At 49.6% G+C, this 1,366-nt stretch carries 1 protein-coding gene and 1 riboswitch; the gene reads right to left on the reverse strand.

Translation table 11 applies throughout. The features are described 5' to 3' along the window. Positions 1-49 precede the first annotated feature (49 nt). Positions 50-1,042: a GTP 3',8-cyclase MoaA gene (gene moaA / locus KDK15_RS14980; protein WP_257296192.1), complete on the reverse strand. Its 993-nt coding sequence runs from the start codon at positions 1,040-1,042 to the stop codon at positions 50-52. After that, positions 1,031-1,178: riboswitch (molybdenum cofactor riboswitch) on the reverse strand. It overlaps the preceding gene by 12 nt. Positions 1,179-1,366: the final 188 nt, after the last annotated feature.

Raw genomic sequence — 1,366 nt, forward strand, 5'->3', positions numbered from 1 at the left:
GACCAATTTGCTGCCACCGCAGTAGGGCAGTCTATTCTCGGACAGCCTCCTAGCCCCCCATCTGAGACAGGTTTTGAGTACCCCCGGTCCAGCCCTGCTCAAGAAAATGACTGTCTTCTTTAAGCCTTAGCGAATCACGAATACGGGCCACCAGCACTTCCTGTTGATCATCACTGTGCAGAAGGTCTCTCAGATCAATGCCAGACTCAGCAAACAGGCAGAGCTGGAGCTGCCCCAGACTGGTCACCCTCAGTCGATTACAGTCGTTACAGAAATCCTTGCTGTAAGGCATAATCAAGCCAACCGTACCTTCATAATCACTGTGGCAATACTCCTGGGCAGGCCCGGCATCGGCCAGACGCATTTTTCTTACCCAACCCCGTGCCAGTAGCAGTTTCTGAATCTGTTTTCCCGGGAAGTGGTGCTTCTGGAAAAAATCCTGGTTGTTCCCGGTTTGCATCAACTCGATAAAACGAATAGAAACGGGATAGTCACGGATCCAGTCAAGGAAGGCATCAAGTTCATCATCATTAATGCCTTTCATCGCCACCGCATTAACCTTGATGGATGGCAGACCATGGTCAAATGCGTTTTGAATACCGGCCAGAATTTCCCGCAGCCGGTTATGACCGGTAATCAGCTCAAAGGCCCGGGGGTCAAGACTGTCGACACTGACATTGATGGCATCAATACCCGCATCCAGCCAATCCATAACCCGCTGATCCATTTTGTAGCCGTTGGTGGTCATGGCCAGCTTGTTAACGCCGGGGATCTGTTTGATGGTTCTGACAATGTCGGAAAAGTCCTGACGTAAGGTAGGTTCCCCCCCGGTCAGGCGAATTTTTTCCACACCAATGGCAGCAAAAGCCGTTACCAGACGACGTATTTCGTCAATGATTAATGCTTCACTGTGATGATGGTCCAGGCAGCCGTCAGGCAAACAGTAATTGCAACGAAAGTTGCACAGGTCTGTGACTGACAGCCGCAAGTAAGGGAATTTCCGACCCTGACGGTCCTGCAGCTCTGGTAAATTAGAATGCATAGAACACCTTTCCAATCGCGGGAGGCAGCAGAATTTCTTCTACAGCCCTGGCAGCCAGTGATATGCACTCTGACTGCGGCTTCCAGTCCATAGGATCATACCCATTAGGTACCGAAGCTCGGCGCTCGCTTGTTAATTCAGTTAATCACAACGTTAAACAGCCTCACGTGACTGCTAAAAAAAGTAGAAGTCATACTGCTTGGGACTACTGGGATCGTTTTATCAACAGTTGAAATAAAAAGCAACGAACTCAACAAGCCCTGCTAGAATTGGCCTGTGCAGGTCTTTTGGTCGCAATAATACAGTCATTTCCCTGTTTCCAGG

It is taken from the genome of Endozoicomonas sp. YOMI1, from assembly GCF_024606345.1.
GTDB lineage: Bacteria > Pseudomonadota > Gammaproteobacteria > Pseudomonadales > Endozoicomonadaceae > Endozoicomonas.

Excerpts from the sequence above, each read along its gene's own strand:
- moaA (WP_257296192.1), bottom strand. The coding sequence starts at position 1,042 with ATGCATTCTAATTTACCAGAGCTGCAGGACCGTCAGGGTCGGAAATTC.